Raw genomic sequence first — 21,846 nt, forward strand, 5'->3', positions numbered from 1 at the left:
AAGCATTCACTGAACATCAATGAAATGTTTTTAATTTAGTGAAGTAATCGGGGCTAGGGCCAATCCCGTTAGGGATTTAATATCGGTAAACCATGTCAAAACAAAAAAAAGGAGTCTACACCGGCATCATCCAAAAAGATGAAAACGGTAATTATTATTGCGGCGAGTATTTATTGGATTACCAATATACCGAAGCAAATTTTAAAGTTGGAGACGAAATCAATATCAAATCCGTCGTTGCCAATCCCAGCGATAAAAGCTACAACCAATACCCAAAGAAATCCCGACATTTCTTCTTGGCCAACGAAAAAGAGTAACGCATGAGCAATCGTCAATATACCATACCCGACGAAATTATCGCCTCTAACGGAAAGCGATTTGCAAACGTTGTTATCGATTATGTGGCCCGTTTGGGACTAACATTCGTTATCGGGATGATAGCTGCTATGATTGGTGTTTTAACCGGAAATGAAGAAATACTGATCTTTTTCCAAAATATCACACGCATTCAAGAACTTACCATTGGTTTGGTAGTATTGCTGGTATATTATAATATTTTCGAAATCTTTTTCGGTACTACAGTTGGCAAACTCATGACCAAAACCGTAGTGGTAGACGAATACGGCGAAAAACCAGTGGCCAATGCAATCTTAATTCGCAGTTTGTGCCGCTTGATTCCGTTCGAATTCTTCTCCTTTTTCGGAACGCCTTGTGTAGGTTGGCACGATAGTTTGTCTAAAACCTATGTGGTTAACAAAGAGGAATTGCGCATCAGCAAAGAGTTGTTCCATTCGTTTGAAGAAATTGGAGAAAACCAGGAAGCCTAATGATACAACTGATTCGTACTACTTCAGACCGTCCCGACTTCGGACAGTTAGTAGCCGAGTTAGATGCTTATTTGCGTGTTTTAGATGGTGACGACCACGAGTTTTACGCCCAATTCAATAAAAGCAGTTTGCTTAAAAATGCGCTGATTGTTTATGACAATGAGTTTCCGGTTGGCATTGGAGCTTACAAAGAATACGACTCGAAAACCGCCGAAATCAAACGCATGTATACTCGTCCGGATTATCGTGGCAAAGGCATCGCCAAAGCCATTATAACCGAATTAGAACTTTGGGCCAAAGAGGAAGGCTATACAATGGCCATACTCGAAACCGGTCACCTGCAAAAAGACGCCATCGGGTTGTACCAAAAGCTAGGCTATGAAATCACTGAAAATTTCGGGCAATACATAGGCGTGGAAAACAGCGTTTGTATGAAGAAAATTCTAAATTAAAACGTATTTTTGGTTACAACTATATTGTCACCCTGAGCGCAGTCGAAGGGCTTATATTTAAAATCTAAAATTTAATATTGTATGACCTGGGAACAATTGCTCTCTCTAAAACGCCAAGGCGATACCGGTAAACGTTTACGCATCGAACAAGACGACACCCGTCTCGGCTTTGAAGTGGATTACGATCGTATTATTTTCTCTTCAGCCTTTCGCAGTTTGCAAGACAAAACCCAAGTCATTCCGCTATCGAAAACTGATTTTGTGCACACGCGTTTGACGCACAGTTTGGAAGTTTCCGTCGTTGGACGTTCCATCGGAAGACTGGTCGGCAAAAAAATCATAGAAAAGTATCCGTATCTGAAAGAAGTACACGGCTATCATATGAACGATTTCGGAGCGATAGTCGCTGCCGCGGCTTTGGCTCATGATATCGGCAATCCGCCATTCGGCCATTCGGGAGAAAAAGCCATAGGCGAGTATTTTTCGATAGGAAAAGGCCAACAATACAAAGACCAATTAATGCCAAAACAATGGCAGGATTTAGTCGATTTTGAAGGCAACGCCAATGGTTTTTCCATCTTAACGGGTTCGCGTCCCGGGATTGAAGGCGGTTTGCGATTGTCCTATGCCACCCTTGGCGCTTTCACCAAATACCCGAAGGAAAGTCTGCCCAAAAAACCCACCAAAAACATCGCAGATAAAAAGTACGGTTTCTTCCAATCGGATGTGGCTTTCTTCAAGGAAGTCGCTGAAGAATTGGGCATGATTCCCAACAAAACCGGTGAAGATGTTGGTTACGAACGCCATCCGTTGGCTTTTTTAGTCGAAGCGGCTGATGATATTTGCTACACCATTATCGATTTTGAAGACGGCATCAATCTCGGCTTGGTTTCCGAAGATTACGCTTTGGAATACCTAATCAAATTGGTCAAAGACACTATCGATGCGGCGAAATACCAATCGTTGACTACCAAAGAAGACCGAATTAGCTACTTGCGCGCTTTGGCTATCGGGAATTTGATTAACGATGCCGTTCGCGTGTTTATCGAAAATGAAGAAGCGATTTTACAAGGAAAATTCCACTTCGCCTTAACCGACAAAAGCAAGTACAAAGCGCAAATGGACGACATCATCAAATTGAGCGTCAAAAACATTTACCAAAGTCGGGAAGTGATTGAAAAGGAACTCTCGGGCTACCAAATCATCAATAATTTACTCGATAAATTCATTACAGCCTACAACAATACTTATGATGGTAAAGCCACGAATTACGATAAGTTGTTAATGAAGATTTTACCCGAGAAACACCATTTGGAAAAAGAAAGTCTTTACGATCGATTGCTGCACATTTGCCACTTCATCTCGATGCTCACCGATGGGAAAGCGGTGGAGTTGAACAAGATTGTGACGGCTTAATTTCACTTTTTGTCTTGACACAAAAAGTGACAAAAAAGTCAAGGCTCAGAATCTTCGGCGGTCAAATTTTTTCTCGAATCCTAAATAAAAAGAACTCGCTTTGCTCAGACAGCTTTTTATTTCACGGATTCTTCGAATATTTGACACTCGCCTGCCAGATTCTGAGGCCAAAAACCGCTTTATAGAATCAGCGTAGTTATTCGTCTTCTTCTAATACAGTGGAGAAAAGCGATTTCAATCCATCCACATCGATATTGCAGAATTGTTGCAACTCATCTACTGTGCCGTGTTCGATAAAATAATCGGGAACGCCACAAAGGAAAACTTCGTTCACGTAATCGTTTTTCGCTGCAAATTCAAGTATAGCGCTACCAAATCCGCCGGTGGTTACACCATCTTCTACAGTGATAATTGTTGAGAATTTATCGCAAATCTTATGGAGTTTCTTTTCGTCTAAAGGCTTGACAAACCCAAAATGATAGTGCGCAAAATGGCCGGCGTCTTCTATCTCAGCCAAAGCCGCTGCTACATTAGTCGCAATCGTTCCGGTGGATAAAATGGCGACTTTTTTGCCTTTTTTGAGTTTTTGCGCTTTTCTCATTTCAATTTTTTGGAAATTGCTCGGGAATTTCCAGTCGGCATTTTTACCTCTGCCTCGCGGATACCGAATGGCAATCGGATGTTTCAATCCTAAAGAAGCCGTATATAGGATGTTTTGCAAATCGATTTCATCTTTAGGCGCATAAATCATTAGGTTCGGAATACAACGCAAATAGGCGATGTCAAAAACCCCGTGATGGGTGGCTCCGTCTTCTCCCACTAAACCGGCGCGGTCTAGACAAAAAATTACCGGTAGGTTTTGCAAGGCTACATCGTGTATCACTTGGTCATAAGCACGTTGCAGGAACGTCGAATAAATGTTGCAAAAAACCACCATGCCTTGCGTAGCCATTCCGGCAGCTAAGGTTACGGCGTGTTGTTCAGCAATCCCAACATCAAAAGCGCGATTTGGGAATGCTTCCATCATAAACTTCATCGAACTTCCGCTGGGCATAGCCGGCGTAATCCCAATTATTTTAGGGTTGTTTTTAGCCAGTTCAACCAAAGTCAACCCAAAAACATCTTGGAATTTCGGTGGTAAATGTTCCTCGGATTTTTTGATAATTTCTCCGGTAGCGGCATCAAATTTACCCGGTGCGTGGTATTTCACTTGGTCTTCTTCGGCTTGTTGTAAGCCTTTGCCTTTGGTGGTTATGATGTGTAAAAACTTCGGTCCTTTGACTTTTTTGAGTCGCTCCAACTCTTTGATTAGCGTTGGCAAATCGTGACCGTCAATCGGACCCGAATAGTCGAAGTTTAACGATTTAATCATGTTGTTTTGCTTCGGGTTTTTACCTTCTTTGACTGCGGTTAAGTAGTTCTTTAAGGCGCCAACGCTCGGGTCAATGCCGATAGCATTGTCGTTTAAAATTACCAGCAAATCTGCATCGGTCACGCCGGCATGATTTAATCCTTCAAAGGCCATTCCGCTGGCAATTGATGCGTCACCTATTACGGCTATATGGTGTTTGTTTTCACCTTTAAGCTGGGACGCAATCGCCATGCCCAAAGCCGCCGAAATGGAAGTAGAAGAATGGCCCACACCAAAAGTATCATATACGCTTTCGCTTCGTTTCGGAAAACCTGAAAGACCGCCGAGTTGACGGTTGGTGTCGAATTTTGTTCGTCTTTCGGTTAAAATTTTATGACCGTAAGCTTGATGTCCAACGTCCCAAACCAACAAATCTTCGGGTGTGTTGAACACGTAATGCAAGGCAATGGTCAATTCGACTACGCCCAAACTAGCACCAAGATGGCCTTCTTTTACGGCAACAATATCAATGATAAATTCGCGTAACTCCTTGGCCAGTTGTGGCAATTGTGTTACATCGAGTTTTCTTAAATCCGATGGATTATTGATTTTTTCAAGCAATTCTTTCGACATGCCACAAAGGTACGAATTGAAATTGTATTTTTGTTTTATGGAAAATCCTTTCACCGACGAGTATTTTATGAAGAAAGCCTTGCAGGAAGCCGAAATGGCTTTTGAAAAAGGCGAAATTCCCGTGGGTGCCGTTATTGTAATCGATAACAAAGTGATTGCCCGCAGCCACAATCTTACCGAAATGCTACACGATGTAACCGCTCATGCCGAGATGCAAGCCATTACTTCAGCGGCTAATTTTATCGGCGGCAAATACCTCAAAGGCTGCACCTTGTATGTTACTTTAGAACCTTGCCAGATGTGTGCCGGTGCTTTGTATTGGAGCCAAATTTCCAAAGTGGTTTTCGGCGCTTCTGATGAGCAACGCGGTTTTCAAAAATTAGGCACCCAATTGCATCCCAAAACCCAGGTCGTTAAAGGCGTTTTAGCCCAAGAGGCAGCCGATTTGATGGTCAGATTTTTTGCATCCAAACGCAACTAAAAAATTCAGAAAAATATTCTTAAAAAATTATTCATAACGTAAATACTATTTTAATAACTTTAGCGTTATGATGCTAATTGGAGCAAAATTCCAAGGCAAAAGTTCTAACAAATAATTCCTTTTAAAACGATGAAAACCAGCAAGATTCTAGGTTTGCTTGTTGCCATGTTACTGTGGCAATCCTGTTCTAAAAAATCGGCTTCCGATTTTGATTCAGATCCCTCTCTTTACAAAGATTACATTACAGGATTTTCATCGGGCTTTGTCTCGGTCAACTCCGACTTCAGGGTACAGTTGGCCTTCAACAAAAGCGATTGGAAACCCAATCAGGAATTAGACAGCGATTTGTTTGACGTTTCTCCAAGTGTGAGTGGTAAAGTGGTTGCCTTGTCACCCAACACTATTGCTTTTATTCCCAACGAAAAATTAGAGCAAAATACGCTCTATCAAATTACGTTACGCCTTTCGGACATTACCAATAAAGTGCCGAAGGATTTAGCCAATTTCAATTTTTCTGTCAAAACCATTAAGCAAGATTTTATCGTCAACACCCAAGATTTGCAATCGTACAGCAAAGATTGGTACTACTTGAACGGTAATTTAAAAACCGCCGATAACCTTACGTTAGAAGAAGCCCAAAAAATTATTGAGGTTACACAAAACGATAAAAAACTCAAAATCAAATTCGACAAAGCTTTGAGTACGAGTACCGATTTTAAATTTATGATCGACAGTATTCAGCGTTTTGATGACGACAGTGAGATTTTTATCAACTGGGATGGCGATGCGGTTGACATTGACCAAAAAGGCGTGACCAAATTTCCAATTCCGGGTAAAAACCAGTTTAAAGTCTTGAAGATTGAAGTAGGCGATGCCAACAACCAATCGGTGCTGATTAATTTTTCCGATCCGCTAAAAAAAGACCAAGATTTCAAAGGATTAGTGGCCATCGAAAACACCAACAACCTCAAGTTTGCCACGATGGGGAATGTTTTAAAAGTGTTTTACAACAAAGAACCCGATTCCAAAGTCGACCGCGGTACTACTACCGCAACTGTCGATACGGCTATGGCTGCTGTTGACACTGCTGCTGTTGCTGTGGAAGAAATTGTGGAAGCCGTTGCTGCCGCTGAAACCGGATTTTCCGGAAGTAAATTAGTTGAAGTATTTCAGGGCATTGAAAACATCGACGGTTACAAGATGAAGCAAAACTACTCCGAAAAGTTGCTGTTTGAACAAGTAAAACCCGGCGTAAAATTGCTCAAAAGCGGTACGATTTTACCGAGTTCTAACAATTTGAAAATCAATTTTGAAGCGGCGAATCTGAATGCTGTTGACGTGAAAGTCTTTAAAATTTACAAAAATAACATCCTACAATTTTTGCAAGACAACAATCTCAACGGCACCGAAAACTTGCGCAGAGTGGGGCAATCGGTAGCCAAAACCAAAATCGAACTCAAGCAAAATAACCTTATCGATTACACCAAGTGGAATACTTACGCTTTGGATTTGTCCAAGATTATCAAACCCGAACCGGGCGCCATTTATCGCGTTGAGTTTTCCTTTAAAAAAGAGTACTCGATGTACAAATGTACTTCGGTAAGTGCTGAAGACGACGAAGATTACAACAACGAAGAAGAGGATGAACCGGTAGCGGAAGACGATATCAATTACAGCAACAGTGGTTACGACTATTATTACGAACAAGACTACGAATGGCGCGAGCGACAAGATCCTTGCACTAACTATTATTTCTACAATACCAGAGTCGGAACCAATATTTTGGCCTCCGATTTGGGTGTCATTGCTAAAAGGGGCACCGACAAATCTGTGGTGGTAGCTGTTAGTGATATTGTGACTACTGCTGCGGTTTCAGGCGCTACGGTGGATTTGTACAATTACCAACAACAACAAATTGCCGGTTCACAAACTGATGGCGATGGTTTGGCTTCTTTCCAATTGGAAAAATACGCCTACTTTGCTATAGTAACCAAAGGCGATCAAAGTACTTATGTCAAGTTAGACGATGAGCTGTCATTGTCGTTGAGTAATTTTGATGTGTCAGGCGAAACCCTGCAAAAAGGCATCAAAGGTTATATCTACGGAGAAAGAGGTGTTTGGCGTCCGGGCGATACCGTGTATCTGTCTTTTATCTTAAACGATAACGCGAACAAATTGCCGGCTTCGCATCCGATTAAATTAAAACTGAACGATCCTAAAGGCAAGACGGTTTACGAAGCAGTACAAAAACTGAACGATTTAAACCATTACAAATTCGTCATTCCAACTGAAACCAGCGACATCACCGGAAATTGGGAAGCCGTGGTAAGTGTCGGCGGCGCGCGATTTTACAAAAGCATCAAAATCGAAACCATCAAACCGAATCGATTAAAAATTAAAAACAGTTTTAACGAGTCGGTGCTTTCGGCCAATAAAGAAAACATCAACAACATGCAGGTTTTGTGGTTACACGGCGCTGTGGCTAAGGATTTAAAAACCGAAGTGCAAGCGAAGTTTTCACAACAACTCACCACTTTTAAAGGATTTGCCAACTATGTTTTCGACGATCCGACACGTAGATTTTATACCGAAGAAATCAACATTTTCTCCGGCAAAGTCGATGGTAACGGACGTGCTTCTATTCCGATTAAACCGAACATTGAAGGCCAAGCGCCGGGAATGTTGCGCGCCGCTTTCATTACCAAAGTATATGAAAACGGCGGCGATGTGAGTACCGATGTAGCTTCCACCAACTATTCGCCTTACACTACTTATGTCGGTATCAAATCGCCCGAACCCAACAAATACGGGATGATTGAAACCGGGAGGGCTAACCGATTTGACATAGTTACGCTAAGTGAAACCGGTCGTCCGCGTGCTGTGAGAAATTTACAAGTTAGTGTGTACCGAATGGAATCGCGTTGGTGGTGGGATGCCTCTAACGATGATTTGTCCAGTTACAATACTTCTAATGCCACTATTGCTTACAAAAACTTTTTTATCAATACCGATGCATCGGGCAGAGGCAGCGTGTCTTTTGTAGTGCCGGATGACGAATGGGGTAATTATTTGGTACGTGTAACCGATCCGAATGACGGGCACGCTACAGGAGTCAGAGTCTATATCGATATGCCTTGGTGGTCGGCTAAATCCAGAAATACGGATGGTGAATCGGCTACAATGCTTCGTTTTTCTACCGATAAAACCAATTATGCGGTAGGCGATAAAGCCAAAATTTTCTTCCCGTCCAGCGAAGGCGGCAGGGCTATGATTTCCATTGAAAACGGCACCAAAGTATTGAAAACCATTTGGGCCAAAACCAAAAAAGGCGAAACCACAGTCGAGTTACCGATTACCGGAGAAATGGCGCCGAATGTGTACATCAACATTTCCTTACTGCAACCGCATGCGTCTACCAAAAACGATTTGCCTATCCGCATGTACGGTATCGTTCCGATAGAAGTTATCGATAAAAATACGGTATTAGAACCTGTACTCACCATGCCTGATGTGTTGCGTCCGGAGCAAACCATCAATGTTAAAGTCTCTGAAAAGAAAGGCAAAAAAATGACATACACCATAGCTGTGGTGGATGAAGGATTGCTGGATTTAACCCGTTTCAAAACGCCGAATGCCTGGACCAGTTTCTACACCCGAGAAGCTTTAGGCGTAAGAACTTGGGATGTTTATGATGATGTGATTGGCGCTTATGGCGGTAAAGTAAATCAGGTTTTCAGTATCGGTGGTGATGCCGATGCGGGAGGCGGAAAAGCCAAAAAAGCCAACCGTTTCAAACCGGTAGTTTTATATTATGGTCCGTTTGAATCAAACGGCAGTTCGAAGACTCACCAAATCAAGTTGCCGAAATACATTGGTTCTGTTCGCACTATGGTGGTAGCGGCCGATGCGAAAACCAGTGCTTACGGGATGGCGGAAAAAGCCACTCCGGTGAAAAGTCCGTTGATGATTTTGGCTTCTTTGCCACGAAAAATTTCGCCTTCTGAAAAAGTTACGTTACCGGTTACCTTGTTTGCAACCGAGAAATACATTAAAAATGTCACCTTGCAAATCAAAACCAATAATAGTGTTAGGGTGATTGGTAAGTCGAGTCAAGTTATCAAGTTTACCGAACCCGATGAAAAAATGGGTTATTTTAATTTGGAAGTCGGAGCCACTACCGGTATCGGCAAAATCGAAATTACCGCAGTTTCCGGCAAAGAAAAATCGACTTACGCTGTTGAGATTGATGTGACGAACCCGAATCCGGTGACGAATGATTTTACCGATGTGGTGATTCCGCCGAACAGTTCCAAAACCATTAGTTGGAAAACCTTTGGCGTAAGTGGCAGCAACAAAGCCAAAATGGAAGTTTCCTCGTCGCCAACTGTTGATTTCAGTCGAAGATTGGATTACTTAATCCAGTACCCGCACGGTTGTGTAGAGCAAACTACTTCTTCCGTTTTCCCGCAATTGTATTTGACAGAAGTAATGGACTTAGATGCGGTTCGCAAGCAAAATATCCAGAAAAATGTCATGGCCGGCATCAAGCGTTTGGGGAATTTCCAATTGCCTAACGGAGGCTTGTCGTATTGGCCGGGCAATGTAGATGCCGATGATTGGGGTACTTCTTACGCCGGTCATTTCTTAATCGAAGCCGAGAAAAAAGGCTACGTTTTACCGATTAGTTTCAAATCGAAATGGTTGTCTTACCAACAAAAAGCAGCCAAACAATGGCGATTTGAAAAATCTTATGGCAACGATTTGGCCCAATCCTACCGCTTGTACACTTTGGCTTTAGCCGGTGCACCCGATTTGGCTTCGATGAACAGATTGCGCGAAACAGTTGGTATTTCCAACGAAAGCAAATTGCGTTTGGCGGCTTGTTATGCCATGCTGAAACAAAATGCCGCCGGGATGTCGTTGTTGAGTAAATCTTTCATAGATGAACAAAACACCGAAGATGGCTACTACTATTACTACTACGGTTCCGCCGAGAGAAACAGGGCTATGGCTTTAGAAACGCTGATTTTGTTAGGCCAAAAACAAAAGGCCTTTGCCATGGCTACCAAATTGGCTAAAAATTTATCGAGCAAACAATGGATGAGCACCCAAACCACGGCTTATGGGTTGTATGCAATGGCCAAATTCGCCAAATCCAACGGCAGTAAAGGTGTTTCCGTTCAGTTCACCAACAATGGCAAAACCGAAGTGATTGCAACCGATAAAACGGTAGCCCAAAGAACCTTGTCGGTGAAAATGGGCAGCAATTCGGTTACACTTAAAAACAATAAGAAGAACAATTTGTTTGTTCGTATCCTGAATAGCGGTATTCTTCCGGTAGGCAGTGAAAAACCGATGCAGCAAAATGTGTCGGCCGGTTTGGTTTTCAAAGACCGAAAAGGCAAAGTGATTTCGGTGTCGAAAATCGCCCAAGGAACCGAGTTCTACGCCGAGGTTACGCTAACCAACCGCAAGAACGAAAGAGTGGAAAATATTGCGCTATCGCAAATAGTACCGTCAGGGTTTGAAATAGTCAACACCCGTTACACAGATTTTGGCAGTGCCACCGACAATGTAGCCGATTACATTGACATCCGCGACGACCGAGCCAATTATTATTTCAGTTTGAAGCCTTCGGAAACCCGACAGTTTAAAATCCTATTGAACGCTTCGTATTTAGGGAAATACTATTTGCCGGGCTTGCAATGCGAAGCCATGTATGACAACGAGTTCATAGCGCGTACTAAAGGACAATGGGTAGAAGTGGTGAAATAAATTTAGGAGCGAAGCGTTCGGGAATTATCGGTAAACCGTGTTCCCGCTTTTCGTTCCAATTTTTAGATTGTCCTACCGCTACGCTGCAGGACAATCTAAAAATTTCCACTACAATCGGGGCTATTGAATAAACCATTTGAATTTTTGCCATCGTGAAAACCAAACTAAAAGCGTTACTGCAACGTTTTATTACTTATATCAAACGCAATCCAAAGAAATCAGCGGTATTTTTTATACTGTTGCTCGTCTATTACTTTTCATTGCCGCGTGTTTTATTCGATTCGCCTTATGCGACTGTTATTGAAAGCAGTGAAGGCGAATTATTAGCGGCCAAAATAGCCCGCGACGGACAATGGCGTTTTCCGGCCCAAGATAGCGTGCCCGAGAAATTTAAGAAATGCCTAGTTTACTTTGAAGACGAACATTTTTACCATCATCCCGGATTCAATCCGGTGGCCATGGTTAAGGCTTTTCAGCAAAACCGAAGCGCCGGAAGAGTGGTTCGCGGTGGCAGTACGTTGACACAACAGGTCATTCGTTTGTCGCGTCAAAACAAAAAGCGCACCTATTTTGAAAAAGCCATCGAGATCGTTTTGGCGACGCGTTTGGAATTCCGACATTCCAAAGAAAAAATCCTCGAATTGTATGCGGCTCATGCGCCTTTTGGCGGTAATGTGGTCGGATTAGAAATGGCGTCTTGGCGGTATTTTGGCGTGCAATCGTACCAATTGTCGTGGGCGGAAAGCGCTACGTTGGCGGTATTGCCCAATGCGCCGAGTTTGATTTATCCCGGGAAAAATCAGGTTAAGTTGTTGCGCAAGCGCAATGCCTTGTTGCTCAAACTGTATCATGAAAAAGTCATAGATAAGCTCACTTACGTATTGGCCGTTAAAGAACCTTTGCCGCAAAAACCCTATAATTTACCGCAAATTGCGCCGCATTTGCTGCAAAGAATCGCTAAGACCGACGAAGGCAAACGCATTAAAACCACCGTTGCGATTTCGTTGCAAAACCGGGTGAATCAAATCGCGCAACAGTATTACAATCAGTACAAACAAAACGAGGTGCACAATTTGGCCATTATGGTCATTGATATCCAAAACCGCAATGTCATTAGTTATGTAGGCAATTCGCCTACGGACAAAGACCACGATAAAGATGTAGACATCATTGGCGCGCCGAGAAGTACCGGTAGTGTTTTGAAGCCGCTGTTGTTTGCTTCCATGCTCGACGAAGGGGAACTGTTGCCTAATACTTTGGTAGCCGATATTCCGACGCAAATTTCCGGGTATTCGCCGCAGAATTTTAACCTGACCTTTGACGGAGCCGTTCCGGCCCAGCGCGCTTTATCGCGTTCGCTGAACATTCCTTCGGTGTTGATGTTGCAGGATCACGGCGTGAACAAGTTTTACGAGTTGACGCAGAAATTGAAGCTCAGAAACATCAACCAACATCCTGATCATTACGGTTTGTCGCTCATTTTAGGCGGTGCCGAGAGCAATTTGTGGGATTTGTGTCGGGCCTACGCCAATATGTCGGCTACGATTAACTATTTCAATCAGTCGAACGGAAAGTACCGTAGTAAAGAGTTTACCGAGTTGAATTATGTGAACGACTTTCAGCAGGATTTTGGCGCTGATAGTTTTCAGAAAAACATCTTTGGTGCCGGTTCAATTTATCTTACTTATAACGCCATGAAGGAAGTCAACCGTCCGGAAGGTGATGAAGCTTGGAAGTTTTACGATTCGTCTTTAGAATTGGCTTGGAAAACCGGAACCAGTTTCGGGAATCGTGATGCTTGGGCGATAGGTGCTAATTCGCGTTACGTGGTAGGTGTTTGGGTGGGCAATGCCAATGGTGAAGGCCGCCCGGAATTGACCGGTGTGGACAGCGCAGCACCTATCTTGTTTGATGTGTTTAATTTGTTGCCCCGAAAAAAATGGTTCCAACCGCCGTTGAACGATTTGGAATACGCTGAGGTTTGTAAACAAAGTGGCCATTTAGCCCAAGACGATTGCCCTAAAACCAAACAGCTCATCACGCGCAGCGGCAAGAAAACTGCGATTTGTCCGTATCACAAATTAGTACATTTGGATGCATCGCGGCAGTTTAGGGTGAACAGCAGTTGCGAGGATGTGGATAAGATAGTAACTACCAAATGGTTTATACTGCCGCCTGTAATGGAATGGTATTACAAGAGTTTACACATTGATTACAAAACGGTGCCGCCGTACCGAGCCGATTGTCAGCCGACGCAACAAGCGGTAATGGATTTTATTTATCCCAAAACGAATAGTAAGATTTATTTGACTAAGGATTTTAACAGCAAAGTACAGCCGGTAATTGTGAAAGTGGCGCATTCCAATAGGGAAGCCAAACTATTTTGGTATGTGGATAACGACTATAAAGGCACGACGCAAACCTTTCACGAAATGCCGATTACTGCGGAAACAGGAGTGCATTATATTACGGTCGCGGATGAGTTTGGGAATGAGATTAAGAGAAAAGTGGAGATTATAAAGGATTAATAGGGCTTGTTTTTGTTGCCATTACTTCTAAAAAGTATATAAAAACTGTAATGACCAATATTTTCATCCATCTATATTTGTAAAACCAAAATCCCGTCAGGGATTAAATATTGGTAAAATATAAATGTAAATCCAGAAAAATCTCGTCAGGGATTCAATACTGGTAAAATATATGCAAATCCAAAATAATCCCGTCAGGGATTAAATATTGGTAGATAAATATACATCAATCAAAATCCCGCTAGGGATGATATTAAATGGCCAATACATACACCCAAATTCACCTCCAATTTGTTTTCGCGGTAAAATATCGAGATGGTTTGATTCATTCATCCTTTAAAGACGAATTGTACCAATATATAACCGGAATAATTAAGAACCATAATCACAAATTGTTGGCTATAAACGGAATGCCTGACCATGTTCATATTTTAGTCGGCATGCGGCCAACACAATCCGTTTCAGATTTAATGCAAGATATCAAAGGAAGCTCATCCAAATGGATTAATGAGAAAAGATTTCTAAAAGTAAAATTCGAATGGCAAGAAGGTTATGGCGCTTTTTCTTATGCTAAATCTCAGGTGAATACGGTTGTTAATTACATTAAGAATCAGGAACAACATCATGCTGTGAGAAGTTTTAACCAAGAGTATTTGGAATTTTTAGCGGAGTTTGAGGTTGTGTATGATGAGCGATATATTTTTAAAGCACCAATTTAATTATATCATCCCTAGCGGGATTGCATTGGATTAGGCGTAGTTTGTTACCAGTATTGAATCCCTAACGGGATTTTTCTTAATTGTGCGTAGTTTGTTACCGATATTTAATCCCTAACGGGATTGCATTGGATGAGGCGTAGTTTGTTGCCGATATTATATCCCTAACGGGATTAGCCCTAGCCCGGATAGGAGTGGAAATCCTTTTTTGTTTGCCCTATTCTGGATGTAAACTTCCGAAGTGCTGACAAAAAAGATTGTAACGTATAGCCGGACACGAGCTCCTAAAGAGCGAAATGGCAAAGCAAACAGCTTCTAAAAAGCACTTCGACAAGCTCAGTGTGACATTGTTTAAAACGATAGATTTTGACACAAAAAAACCGCCAATCGAAGTGAAAGGCGGTTTTTCTTTTATTCCTTGATCTCATTTCCGTCTTTGTCGAAGAAATGATACTCTAAATACGTGTAAGCGTCACGCGGTATGATTTTCACCCATTTTTTATGTTCAAAAAGCCATTTTGAACGTATTGATGGAAAACCTTTTTTAAGGTAAGCGGCCACGAACGGATGGGCATTAAGCTTGATGCCGCTGTGGTCTTTGATAATCTTTTCGAGGGAGAAATTAATCTTGTCGATAATTTGAATTGGCGCATCTACATCGCCGCTCAAATTGTTCGGATTTTCTTCTCGGGTCTCGATATTGACTTCCGGTCTTACGCGTTGGCGAGTGATTTGGACTAATCCGAATTTACTCGGCGGTAAGATTTTGTGTTTGGCTTTGTCGTCGCTCATTTCCTCTCGGAGGAAGTTGAATAATACTTGACGGTTGTCCGGATTTTGCATATCGATAAAATCCACTACGATGATACCACCCATATCGCGCAGGCGCAATTGACGGGCGATTTCGGCAGCGGCTATCATGTTTACTTCAAGTGCAGTATCTTCTTGGTTGGAGGCTTTGTTAGAACGGTTTCCGCTGTTCACGTCGATAACGTGTAAAGCTTCGGTGTGTTCTATAATCAAATAGGCTCCTTTACTCATGGATACGGTGCGACCGAAGGACGTTTTGATTTGTCGCTCGATATGGTATTTCTCAAACAACGGCAAGTCTTTCGACTGGTAAAGCTTAACGATTTTTTGTTTATCAGGAGCTATTTCGGCTAAATAGTCCTTGGTTTCTTGGTACAACTCTGCATCATCCACTTGGATACTGGTGAAAGTATCGTTGAATACATCTCGCAAAATAGAAGAAGCTTTATTCAATTCTCCTAATATTTTGGAAGGATGATGAGCAGTTGGTAATTTTTTACACATTGCAGTCCATCGATTCATTAAGTTCTGCAAATCTTTTTCTAATTCGGCTATGCTTTTGCCTTCGGCTACTGTTCTCACAATAACCCCGAAACCTTTTTGTTTGATAGATTGTACCAGTTTTTTAAGTCGGTCTTTTTCCTCTTTGGATTCTATTTTTTGAGAAATAGATACCCTGTCGGAGAAAGGCACTAACACTACAAAACGACCGGCGAAAGACAGCTCAGTGCTGATTCTCGGGCCTTTGGTAGAGATAGGTTCTTTGACTACTTGAACTAATACGGATTGATTGGCACTCAGTATGTCTGAGATGGAACCGTTTTTATCAATCTCTTTTTCAAACTGAAAGTTTTTTAGGGAGAAATCTTTTAGTTTACCTGCGCTTACAAGTTTTATGAATTTCAAATAGGAAGCCAAGTTCGGTCCTAAATCGTGGTAATGTAAAAAGGCATCTTTTTCAAAGCCTACGTTTACAAACGCCGCGTTAAGTCCGGCCACAGGTTTTCTGATTTTGGCGATAAAAATATCACCAACCTGAAAATTACTGGTGTCTTCTTGTTTGTGTAATTCAATTAGTTTTCCATCTTTTAATAAGGCAAAATCTACAGCATTCTCACCACTACGGATGATTAGTTCTTTATTCATGTTGTAAATTTTTATCCAGACAAAAAGCTTTTAGCTTTTAGCCAAAATTGGCTAATTACTGACGGCTAAAGTAAGGATGGATTAAACATTTTAAACAGGTAATGTTGTTACCCGGTGAATTTTAGATTGTTAGATCGTTAGATAATTAGATTGTTAGATAAAGGTGTCTAACTTTCTAAGAAGTCTAAATTGTCTAAGCTGTCTAATCTTCGATTTCAATGAACGTTTTTTAAAAAAAGAAAAGTAGTTTAGAACTACTTTTTCTTTTTGTGTCGGTTAGCTCTCGCTCTTTTTTTGCGTTTGTGCGTTGCTACCTTATGTCTTTTTCTTTTTTTACCACTTGGCATAAGCTTGTGTTTTTTGTGATTAATAAATAAGTTATTATACTGCTACTTCAGTATTGGTTTTTACTGATTCTACGAATACTTTAGCAGGTTTGAATGCCGGAATATTGTGAGCAGGAATCTTGATAGTAGTATTTTTAGAAATGTTTCTTCCTGTTTTTTCAGCTCTTGTTTTGATGATGAAGCTACCAAAACCTCTTAAATATACGTTGTCGCCGGTTTCTAATGAAGTTTTTACTTCTTCCATAAACGCTTCAACAGTGGCTTGTACATCTCCTTTTTCAAGGCCTAATTTTTCTGAAATCTTCGCTACGATATCTGCTTTCGTCATTTTCTTTCGTATTTAATATTATGTGTAAATTTTTGAGGTTGCAAATATATGAATTAAAAAAAGAATATTTCAAGCATAATCTATTAAAATTTAATCACATAAAGATTTATTTTTGTAAACCTAAATTCCGCTATGAATTTCTCTAAATCTCTAATCCAATGGTATTTACAAAACAAACGTGACTTGCCTTGGAGAAATACGATTGATCCTTACTTTATTTGGCTCTCTGAAATTATGTTGCAACAAACACGTGTAGCACAAGGGTTGCCTTATTTTTTGCGTTTTACCGAAGCATTTCCTGCCGTTTTTGATTTGGCCAAAGCCGATGAAGAGCAAGTGCTTAAACTATGGCAAGGGTTAGGCTATTATTCCAGAGCCAGAAATTTGCATAAAACCGCTCAGCAAGTGGCATTCGAATATAATGGTGAATTTCCAAAGAGCTATGCCGAATTGTTAAAGTTGAAAGGTATAGGCGAATATACTGCAGCCGCCATTGCTTCTTTTGCTTACAATGAAAGTGTTCCTGTGGTTGACGGCAATGTCTTCCGCGTGTTGTCTCGTTATTTTGAGGTGGAAACCGATATTGCTTCGTCGGGTGCTAAAAAAGAGTTTACCCAATTGGCAGCTGAATTATTGCCTGCAGGCGAAGCCAATTTGTTCAATCAAGCCATAATGGAATTCGGAGCTTTGCAATGCGTGCCCAAAAATCCGGATTGTGCTAACTGTATTTTTAACGACAGTTGTGCAGCGTTACAAAAAAAGAAAGTTGCCCAATTGCCCGTAAAATCAAAGAAGGTAAAAGTCAAAACCCGTTTCTTTACTTATTTGGTTTTTGAAGATGAGGTTCATAATACGCTGATTCAAAAACGAACCCAAAAGGGCATTTGGCACAATTTATACGAGTTTCCGTTGCTTGAAACCGAAGCTGATTTGTCACATGAAGCATTGTCCGATTTGCTGATTAAACATGCTTATGCAGAAAATAAAATACTCGATATATCGCGATTTAACGATACAGTAATGGTGCACAAACTAACCCATCAGCATTTGAATATTCACTTTTGGAAAATTAGGGTAGCAGGTAAGTTTTCGGATGGAATCGATTGGAAATCAGTGAAAAAGTTGCCGTTTCCAATTGTTATTCATAATTTTATTGAAGCCGAAAGGTTTTAAATTTCAAAAAAAGCTGTAAATTTGAAAAGAACAAATTGCTGAAGAAATGAATGGGACATTAAATAAAGTGATGCTTATCGGTCATTTAGGTGACGAAGTAAAAATGCACTATTTCGAAGGCGGAAACTGCATCGGACGTTTCCCGTTGGCTACCAACGAGGTGTACATCAACAAACAAACCAACGAAAAAATCACTTCTACCGAGTGGCATAACTTGGTGGTCCGAAACAAAGCTGCAGAAATTTGTGAAAAATATTTGTCTAAAGGTGACAAAATTTATGTGGAAGGTCGCATCAAATCGCGCCAATGGCAAGCTGAAGACGGCACCACCAAATATACTACCGAAATTCAGGTAACCGAATTCACCTTTTTAACCACTAAAAAAGAAGTGGAAGCCCTCAAAACACCCCAAAATTTAGAGGCTAAACCTGCTAACTTTGAATCGCCTAACACCGCCAATCCGGAGAACGATTTACCGTTTTGACATTGTTTAACTAACCTTGATACTTTTGGACCCCGAGCCCGGTTTAACTTTTCTCGATACTCTTGATACCAACTTGCTTTTCGGAAGCTTAGTCATTGTTTTGCTGTTGTTTTGCTCGGCTATGATTTCGGCTGCGGAAGTAGCTTTGTTTTCCTTGTCCCAAAACGATTTGACTAAGTTGTCTCAACAAAATCCTACTAAATCTCAGTTGGTTTCCCAATTGTTACAAAAACCCAAAAAACTACTGGCTACTTTGCTTTTGGCCAATAATTTTGTCAATATTGGGATAGTCATTATTTTTTCTTTTTTATCCAACTCCTTATTCGCCGGTATCATTTCTCCGGTGGTGAAATTTGTGGTCGAAGTTGTTTTGGTAACTTTTCTCATTTTGCTTTTCGGAGAAGTATTGCCTAAAGTATATGCCAGTCGCAATAATATCAAGTTTTCCATACGAATAGCCCGTCCGCTATGGTTCTTAGACCAATTGTTGTCGCCATTAAGTTTGCCCATGCGCGCTGTTACGGTTTATTTGCATAAAAAGTTAGGTCGCCAAAAAACGAATATTTCGGTTGACCAATTGTCTCAAGCATTGGAAATGACCTCGTCTGACGATACCACTTCGGAAGAGCAAAAAATTCTGGAAGGCATTGTTTCTTTCGGGAATACCGATACCAAGCAAGTAATGAGTCCGAGAATTGATATCTTTGCCCTCGAGATTGAGGAGTCTTTCGCCGAGATTTATCCGAAGATAGTCGATAAAGGTTATTCGAGAATTCCCGTTTTTCGTGAAAATATCGATCATATTGAAGGCGTTTTGTTTGTAAAAGATTTGATTCCGCATATTCATAAAAAGGAATTTGACTGGAATTCATTATTGCGCGAACCGTTTTTTGTTCCCGAAAACAAAAAGCTCGACGATTTGCTCAAAGATTTTCAAAGCATGAAAAGCCATTTAGCGATAGTAGTTGATGAATACGGCGGTACTTCGGGTTTGGTTTCTTTAGAAGATGTGATTGAGGAAATTGTGGGCGATATTTCGGATGAGTTTGATGACGAGAACATCAGCTATTCGCAAATAGACGAGAAGAACTTCCTGTTTGAAGGTAAAATGAATCTCAAAGATTTTTATCGCGTTGTTAATGTTGATGAAGAAGCTTTTGAAGACCGAAAAGGAGAAGCCGAAACCTTGGCCGGTTTTATCTTAGAACTCTTGGGTAATTTCCCGAAGAAAGGTCAAAAAATCCACTTTTCTACTGTGACTTTCACTGTAGAAGTAGTCGATAAAAAAAGAGTGAAACAATTAAAAGTAACCTTGGAATAAAGTAAGATGAGTAATAAAGTAATAGGATTTCTAACCGTATTGTTGCTGTTAGCATTTACCGGATGTAAAAATGAAGTGTTGCCCAAACCGGCCGGACAATTGCGTTTGGATTATGAAGTAGCACAGTATGCTGTTTTTAGCAATCCGTGTCCGTTTACTTTTGAAATGAATGAAAAAGCCAAGATAAAAGCGACTCAAAATTGCGAGTTTACCATCAATTATCCGAAGATGAAGGCGACGATTTATCTTACCTATAAAGCGGTGAATAAAGATATAGATTCGTTGTTGAGAGATGCGCAATCACTGACCTATAAACACGTCATCAAAGCCGACGATATTTTAGAGCAGCCGTTCATCAATAACGATAAAAAAGTATACGGTATGTTTTATCGCGTGAGTGGTAATGCCGCCACCAATGCGCAGTTTTATGTTACCGACAGTATCAAACACTTTGTAACAGGTTCGGTGTATTTTTATGCCAAACCCAATTTCGATTCGATTATGCCGGCCGCTGATTACATTCGGAACGACATGCAGCATTTGATAGAATCCATCCAATGGAAATAAGGCCGTTAGGTCTGACGGAGCAATGCTAAATAAAAAAAGGAACTCCGCGGAGTTCCTTCTTCATTAACTGAAATTTGTATTATTTTTTAACTACTTTGTAAGTGTTGCCATCGGCAGCGCCTTCAACAGTGGTATATAGTTTTTCCGGAGTTAAAACAGCGGCGTCAAATTCAACGGTAGCTTCTTTTTTATCGAAATCTACAGTAGCTTTTTGCACGCCATCCATACCGGCTAATTTTTTTTCGATAGTTTTTGCACAACCCATAGCGCAAGTCATTCCGTCAATTTTAAAACTGGCGGTTTCAGGTTTTGCAGCTACAGCTTTTGTTTTTTCGGCAGTAGCGGTAACTTCGGTTTCAGTATCAGCAGCTGCAGGTTTAGCGGCGGTATCTTTGCAACTGAAAAGCAAAGAAGAAGCGATACCTAAGGTTACTAAAGATTTGGTGAAATTCATGATAATCCTAATTTTAATTGTAATTGCTTGTTTGAGAGACAAAAATAAATAAAAATTAAAGTTATTATTCTTAAAATAATTACAAAATTTGAATCCTTAAAATCAGCTATGAAAGCCACACAAACAAAATGGATTATTTTAATCGTACTCGCCTTAATTTGGGGCAGTTCGTTTATATTGATAAAAAAGGGATTGGTTAGTTTGAGTCCGTTTCAACTGGGTTCACTGCGCATTGTTTTTTGTGCTTTGTTTTTGTTGGTCATAGGATTTAAAAGTTTGAGTGATATTCCGTTGCATAAATGGAAGTTCATTGCGTTGACTTCGCTATTCGGGACTTTTATTCCGGCTTATCTTTTTGCTATTGCGCAAACGCAAATCAGTAGTTCGGTGAGTTCGATACTCAATTCGCTTACCCCTTTAAATACACTGATATTAGGTGCTTTAGTTTTTGGGCTCGATTTCAAACGAACCCAAATCATTGGTGTGCTTGTTGGTTTTACCGGAACGATGTTGCTCATTTTAAACGGAGCGGCACACCATCCTAATCAGAATTATTGGTACACGATTTTGGTGTTGATAGCTTCGATGTGTTATGCCACTAATGTCAATTTGATTAAACGATATTTGTCCGATCTGAAACCTTTAACCATTACTACAGGGAATTTTCTGGTGATGTTGTTTCCTGCTTTGGGAATTTTGCTATTTACCGATGTAATGTCTAAAATTCATTTGCCGGAAGTAAAAGAAGCTATGATTTTTATCGCTATTTTAGGGATTATCGGCACCGGAATTGCCAATGTGCTATTTTATAAATTGATACAGATTTCGTCTCCGGTTTTTGCAACATCCGTTACGTATTTGATTCCGGTTGTAGCTTTCTTTTGGGGATTGTTGGACAATGAAATGTTAACGCCGGTACAGTTTTTTGGTGCTTTTGTAGTTTTGATTGGCGTTTATTTATCGAGTAAAAAATAACACAGAAACAACCCATATATAGTTTTTGAAGCTTATTTAAAAGACGTTCCGCTCTTTGTTGT

At 40.8% G+C, this 21,846-nt stretch carries 17 protein-coding genes; 13 read left to right on the forward strand and 4 right to left on the reverse strand.

The window, feature by feature from the left end; genetic code table 11:
* Positions 1 to 92: 92 nt before the first annotated feature.
* The 4 genes from Q0M21_RS10990 to Q0M21_RS11005 all read left to right on the forward strand — a co-directional run bounded on the left by Q0M21_RS10990 (position 93) and on the right by Q0M21_RS11005 (position 2,695).
* Positions 93 to 317 carry a hypothetical protein gene (locus Q0M21_RS10990; protein ID WP_295338121.1) on the forward strand — a complete coding sequence of 75 codons (225 nt, stop codon included), beginning with the start codon at positions 93 to 95 and terminating at the stop codon, positions 315 to 317.
* A 3-nt stretch (positions 318 to 320) separates the two neighbouring features.
* On the forward strand, positions 321 to 827 hold the full coding sequence (locus Q0M21_RS10995; protein WP_295338123.1) for an RDD family protein: 507 nt from the start codon (positions 321 to 323) through the stop codon (positions 825 to 827).
* Positions 827 to 1,279, forward strand: coding sequence for a GNAT family N-acetyltransferase (locus Q0M21_RS11000; RefSeq protein WP_295338125.1), 453 nt, complete (start codon positions 827 to 829; stop codon positions 1,277 to 1,279). The genes Q0M21_RS10995 and Q0M21_RS11000 overlap by 1 nt, the downstream gene beginning before the upstream one ends.
* An 81-nt stretch (positions 1,280 to 1,360) precedes the next feature.
* Positions 1,361 to 2,695, forward strand: a complete 1,335-nt coding sequence (locus Q0M21_RS11005; RefSeq protein WP_295338127.1) for a deoxyguanosinetriphosphate triphosphohydrolase — start codon at positions 1,361 to 1,363, stop codon at positions 2,693 to 2,695.
* 196 nt (positions 2,696 to 2,891) lie between these two features.
* Here the strand turns inward: Q0M21_RS11005 and Q0M21_RS11010 are convergent, their stop codons facing one another.
* Entirely contained in the window at positions 2,892 to 4,679 is a 1,788-nt protein-coding gene (locus tag Q0M21_RS11010) for a 1-deoxy-D-xylulose-5-phosphate synthase (protein WP_295338129.1), read from the reverse strand.
* 37 nt (positions 4,680 to 4,716) lie between these two features.
* Here Q0M21_RS11010 and Q0M21_RS11015 point away from each other — a divergent pair, with 37 nt between their 5' ends.
* The 4 genes from Q0M21_RS11015 (at position 4,717) to tnpA (ending at position 14,182) form a co-directional block, all read left to right on the forward strand.
* Positions 4,717 to 5,160 carry a nucleoside deaminase gene (locus tag Q0M21_RS11015; protein ID WP_295338131.1) on the forward strand — a complete coding sequence of 148 codons (444 nt, stop codon included), beginning with the start codon at positions 4,717 to 4,719 and terminating at the stop codon, positions 5,158 to 5,160.
* Positions 5,161 to 5,289: 129 nt separating this feature from the next.
* Positions 5,290 to 10,935: an alpha-2-macroglobulin gene (locus Q0M21_RS11020; RefSeq protein ID WP_295338133.1), complete on the forward strand. Its 5,646-nt coding sequence runs from the start codon at positions 5,290 to 5,292 to the stop codon at positions 10,933 to 10,935.
* Positions 10,936 to 11,087: 152 nt separating this feature from the next.
* Positions 11,088 to 13,463: a penicillin-binding protein 1C gene (gene pbpC / locus Q0M21_RS11025; RefSeq protein WP_295338135.1), complete on the forward strand. Its 2,376-nt coding sequence runs from the start codon at positions 11,088 to 11,090 to the stop codon at positions 13,461 to 13,463.
* A gap of 257 nt (positions 13,464 to 13,720) precedes the next feature.
* On the forward strand, positions 13,721 to 14,182 hold the full coding sequence (tnpA, locus tag Q0M21_RS11030) for an IS200/IS605 family transposase (RefSeq protein ID WP_295338138.1): 462 nt from the start codon (positions 13,721 to 13,723) through the stop codon (positions 14,180 to 14,182).
* Between the two features lie 408 nt (positions 14,183 to 14,590).
* On the opposite strand, the gene Q0M21_RS11035 is transcribed toward tnpA, so the two are convergent.
* Positions 14,591 to 16,135 carry a ribonuclease E/G gene (locus Q0M21_RS11035; RefSeq protein WP_295338141.1) on the reverse strand — a complete coding sequence of 515 codons (1,545 nt, stop codon included), beginning with the start codon at positions 16,133 to 16,135 and terminating at the stop codon, positions 14,591 to 14,593.
* Between the two features lie 381 nt (positions 16,136 to 16,516).
* Positions 16,517 to 16,810, reverse strand: coding sequence for an HU family DNA-binding protein (locus Q0M21_RS11040; protein WP_131474623.1), 294 nt, complete (start codon positions 16,808 to 16,810; stop codon positions 16,517 to 16,519).
* 132 nt (positions 16,811 to 16,942) lie between these two features.
* On the opposite strand from Q0M21_RS11040, the gene mutY reads away from it, so the two are divergent.
* The 4 genes from mutY to gldD are packed head-to-tail and all read left to right on the forward strand — an operon-like array spanning position 16,943 to position 20,355.
* The gene (gene mutY, locus Q0M21_RS11045) at positions 16,943 to 17,983 is read left to right on the forward strand and encodes an A/G-specific adenine glycosylase (protein WP_295338144.1); all 1,041 of its coding nucleotides are present in this window, start codon (positions 16,943 to 16,945) and stop codon (positions 17,981 to 17,983) included.
* A gap of 46 nt (positions 17,984 to 18,029) precedes the next feature.
* Positions 18,030 to 18,467: a single-stranded DNA-binding protein gene (locus Q0M21_RS11050; RefSeq protein WP_295338146.1), complete on the forward strand. Its 438-nt coding sequence runs from the start codon at positions 18,030 to 18,032 to the stop codon at positions 18,465 to 18,467.
* 25 nt (positions 18,468 to 18,492) lie between these two features.
* Entirely contained in the window at positions 18,493 to 19,788 is a 1,296-nt protein-coding gene (locus Q0M21_RS11055) for a gliding motility-associated protein GldE (protein WP_295338190.1), read from the forward strand.
* A 6-nt stretch (positions 19,789 to 19,794) separates the two neighbouring features.
* Positions 19,795 to 20,355 carry a gliding motility lipoprotein GldD gene (gene gldD, locus Q0M21_RS11060; protein ID WP_295338148.1) on the forward strand — a complete coding sequence of 187 codons (561 nt, stop codon included), beginning with the start codon at positions 19,795 to 19,797 and terminating at the stop codon, positions 20,353 to 20,355.
* 79 nt (positions 20,356 to 20,434) lie between these two features.
* Here gldD and Q0M21_RS11065 read toward each other — a convergent pair whose 3' ends face one another.
* The gene (locus Q0M21_RS11065; protein WP_295338150.1) at positions 20,435 to 20,809 is read right to left on the reverse strand and encodes a heavy-metal-associated domain-containing protein; all 375 of its coding nucleotides are present in this window, start codon (positions 20,807 to 20,809) and stop codon (positions 20,435 to 20,437) included.
* Between the two features lie 108 nt (positions 20,810 to 20,917).
* Between Q0M21_RS11065 and Q0M21_RS11070 the strand changes: the two genes are divergently transcribed.
* On the forward strand, positions 20,918 to 21,784 hold the full coding sequence (locus Q0M21_RS11070; protein ID WP_295338153.1) for a DMT family transporter: 867 nt from the start codon (positions 20,918 to 20,920) through the stop codon (positions 21,782 to 21,784).
* Positions 21,785 to 21,846: the final 62 nt, after the last annotated feature.

The sequence above is a fragment of the Flavobacterium sp. genome, from assembly GCF_024710485.1.
In the GTDB taxonomy this organism is placed as follows: domain Bacteria; phylum Bacteroidota; class Bacteroidia; order Flavobacteriales; family Flavobacteriaceae; genus Flavobacterium.

Bases quoted from the DNA above. Each gene is read 5' to 3' on its own strand.
- Q0M21_RS10990 (WP_295338121.1), top strand. From the start codon at position 93: ATGTCAAAACAAAAAAAAGGAGTCTACACCGGCATCATCCAAAAAGAT.
- Q0M21_RS10995 (WP_295338123.1), top strand. From the start codon at position 321: ATGAGCAATCGTCAATATACCATACCCGACGAAATTATCGCCTCTAAC.
- Q0M21_RS11000 (WP_295338125.1), top strand. From the start codon at position 827: ATGATACAACTGATTCGTACTACTTCAGACCGTCCCGACTTCGGACAG.
- Q0M21_RS11005 (WP_295338127.1), top strand. From the start codon at position 1,361: ATGACCTGGGAACAATTGCTCTCTCTAAAACGCCAAGGCGATACCGGT.
- Q0M21_RS11010 (WP_295338129.1), bottom strand. From the start codon at position 4,679: ATGTCGAAAGAATTGCTTGAAAAAATCAATAATCCATCGGATTTAAGA.
- Q0M21_RS11015 (WP_295338131.1), top strand. From the start codon at position 4,717: ATGGAAAATCCTTTCACCGACGAGTATTTTATGAAGAAAGCCTTGCAG.
- Q0M21_RS11020 (WP_295338133.1), top strand. From the start codon at position 5,290: ATGAAAACCAGCAAGATTCTAGGTTTGCTTGTTGCCATGTTACTGTGG.
- tnpA (WP_295338138.1), top strand. From the start codon at position 13,721: ATGGCCAATACATACACCCAAATTCACCTCCAATTTGTTTTCGCGGTA.
- Q0M21_RS11035 (WP_295338141.1), bottom strand. From the start codon at position 16,135: ATGAATAAAGAACTAATCATCCGTAGTGGTGAGAATGCTGTAGATTTT.
- Q0M21_RS11040 (WP_131474623.1), bottom strand. From the start codon at position 16,810: ATGACGAAAGCAGATATCGTAGCGAAGATTTCAGAAAAATTAGGCCTT.
- mutY (WP_295338144.1), top strand. From the start codon at position 16,943: ATGAATTTCTCTAAATCTCTAATCCAATGGTATTTACAAAACAAACGT.
- Q0M21_RS11050 (WP_295338146.1), top strand. From the start codon at position 18,030: ATGAATGGGACATTAAATAAAGTGATGCTTATCGGTCATTTAGGTGAC.
- gldD (WP_295338148.1), top strand. From the start codon at position 19,795: ATGAGTAATAAAGTAATAGGATTTCTAACCGTATTGTTGCTGTTAGCA.
- Q0M21_RS11065 (WP_295338150.1), bottom strand. From the start codon at position 20,809: ATGAATTTCACCAAATCTTTAGTAACCTTAGGTATCGCTTCTTCTTTG.
- Q0M21_RS11070 (WP_295338153.1), top strand. From the start codon at position 20,918: ATGAAAGCCACACAAACAAAATGGATTATTTTAATCGTACTCGCCTTA.